Source organism: Streptomyces sp. NPDC005070 (assembly GCF_053600395.1).
The window spans coordinates 1-1,975 of the sequence record NZ_JBSFZS010000411.1; the positions used below are offsets into that span (position 1 = coordinate 1).

Annotated in this window: 1 protein-coding gene and 2 pseudogenes; all 3 read left to right on the forward strand. The window is 67.5% G+C overall.

The window, feature by feature from the left end:
- A partial coding sequence (locus tag ACWEBX_RS39670; RefSeq protein WP_451889560.1) for a hypothetical protein occupies window positions 1–1,389 on the forward strand: 1,389 nt, incomplete at its 5' end.
- Window positions 1,390–1,464: 75 nt separating this feature from the next.
- Window positions 1,465–1,668 (forward strand): annotated as a pseudogene (locus tag ACWEBX_RS39675) (hypothetical protein); the annotation flags it as partial.
- A pseudogene (locus tag ACWEBX_RS39680) lies at window positions 1,656–1,975 on the forward strand (carotenoid oxygenase family protein); the annotation flags it as partial. The pseudogenes ACWEBX_RS39675 and ACWEBX_RS39680, both read left to right, overlap by 13 nt.

The following is a 1,975-nucleotide window of genomic DNA, read 5'->3' on the forward strand; positions in this document are numbered from 1 at the left end:
GGCCTTTGGGGAGGGCGACAGCTGACGCGCGCCATACTGCTCCTCGCGTCCAGCGCGCTGCTTGCAGGCGTGGCGGTGGGCTTGACCACTCGTAGTTACCTCGCAGATCCGTTCTCCTACCTGCCTATCGTGCTCGGTGACATGGGCTCCCTTGCCATGGGGGCCGCCGGGGGGTTGGCCACGGCCACAGCCCTCGCCGTGCTGGGCATCGTCGGTGATCCACTGCCCCTGTACACGCCACTCGCAAGGCGCCACCTCGTCAGTTCTGTGGTGATCGTCCTGCTGACCGCACTGCTGGCCCTCCTCGTCACGAGCATCCTTTCTCTCTCCTTCCCATGGAACGTGGTGGCAGCAGCGCTCGCGGCAGTACTGGCAGCTGCGGGACTCTATAACCGGCAGAGCCGCGCAGCGGGGGCCGCCTCCCCACCATCTGCCGGTCGCAGGCGGCGCCGGAACCCACGGCGCATCCTGCTGCGCGGACTCGTTACTGGTCTGCTGGCCGGGCTGTGCCTGGGATCCGCTTTCGGCGTCGCCGCCGCCACGACGCTGAGCATCCGCAGCGCCCAGTACGCAGACTTCCCCCCTGGCACAGCGCACCGCATGCCGGACGGCACCCGTTACGTCATCACAGCTGACGGATGGCGTCACAGCCTGCACTCCAACGGCGACCGATACCTGCGCACCCCCCGGCCCGTCGACGGGGTGGTCGAGGAATACGGGGACGGCACCCGATATGCAGACTTCGCGAGATCCCGCGATAGGGCCGCCCACTGGCGGTGCGTGGCCGATCTCTGCACACCCTTCCACGGTTACATCGAGTTCCGGCTGCGCAAGGGGAGCAGGTACTTCAACGTCAGGCTCCCCAATGGCACATACGCTGACGACTACGACCTTGCAGAGCGATTGACGCCCGCGCGTTCACGTGACTGGCTGCTCACGGCAGCGCCAAGCACACTATTCGGCACTATCATGGACCTGCCATTGAGCATCGGCGTGACATTGGGACTGGTCAGCGGCCTGGCTTTCTGCATTCACAGCTGGCTGGTCTCCCCAGCTGACACCGCACGCGCTGTCAGCCCGCAGGCCAGTCTTCGCACCGACCGGACCACCGCGATCACCCGAGGTGTCACCCTTACCGTGCTCAGTCTTCTGATCACGACCGGGCTCGCCTTCCTTCCCGGCCTGAAAAGCAGGTCGGACGACCTCCTGATTTCCCTTCTCCCCTGGCTGTTTCATCGGGCTCCTGGCCGTCTGCCTCAGCGCCTGGGGCTGGTTCCTCGTTACCCGGCTGTGGCTGAGTACGACTGGGCATCTACCGCAACGCCTGATGGACTTCCTCGACGAAGCCCACGAGCGAGGAGTGCTGCGACAAGCCGGAGCCACGTATGAGTTCCGCCATGCCCGACTGCAAGAGCACCTCGCTACCTCAACGCACCAGGAAACCCCACCCCGGTACTGAAGGTGCCGGTCGTCGTACTCGCCACGTACACCTCCCTGGCGGACCGCGAGGACATCGACGCACCCCAGGCCAGCGGAAGGTTCGCGGGCCGCTGGAGGCCGCCCTGGCGGGCGGGCAGCGGCTTCTACGGCGAGCAGATGGCGGGCTTCGACCTCGCCATCGTGGACGAGACGCACGGCACCGCCGGTGATCTCGGACGGCCCGGCGCACCCGACTGGACGATGCCCGGGTGGAGTTGCCCCCCTCGACGACCGCGCTCACACCACCCCCCATCAGCGGCTGGCCGTCGCCGGACAGCGGCCGGGTCGACGGTCTGCTGCCCGGCGAGTACGACGCCCTGCGCTGGTACGACGTCCGTGCGAACGGCAGCACCGCGCAGTCCTGGGACGCCGGTAACCTGTCGGTCGGCGAGCCGGTCTTCGCGCCCGTGCCGGGCACGCGCGGCAGCGAGCGCGGTCACTGGCTGACGTTCTCCACCGACCGCACCGACGACACCAGTTGGCTTCTCGTGATCCC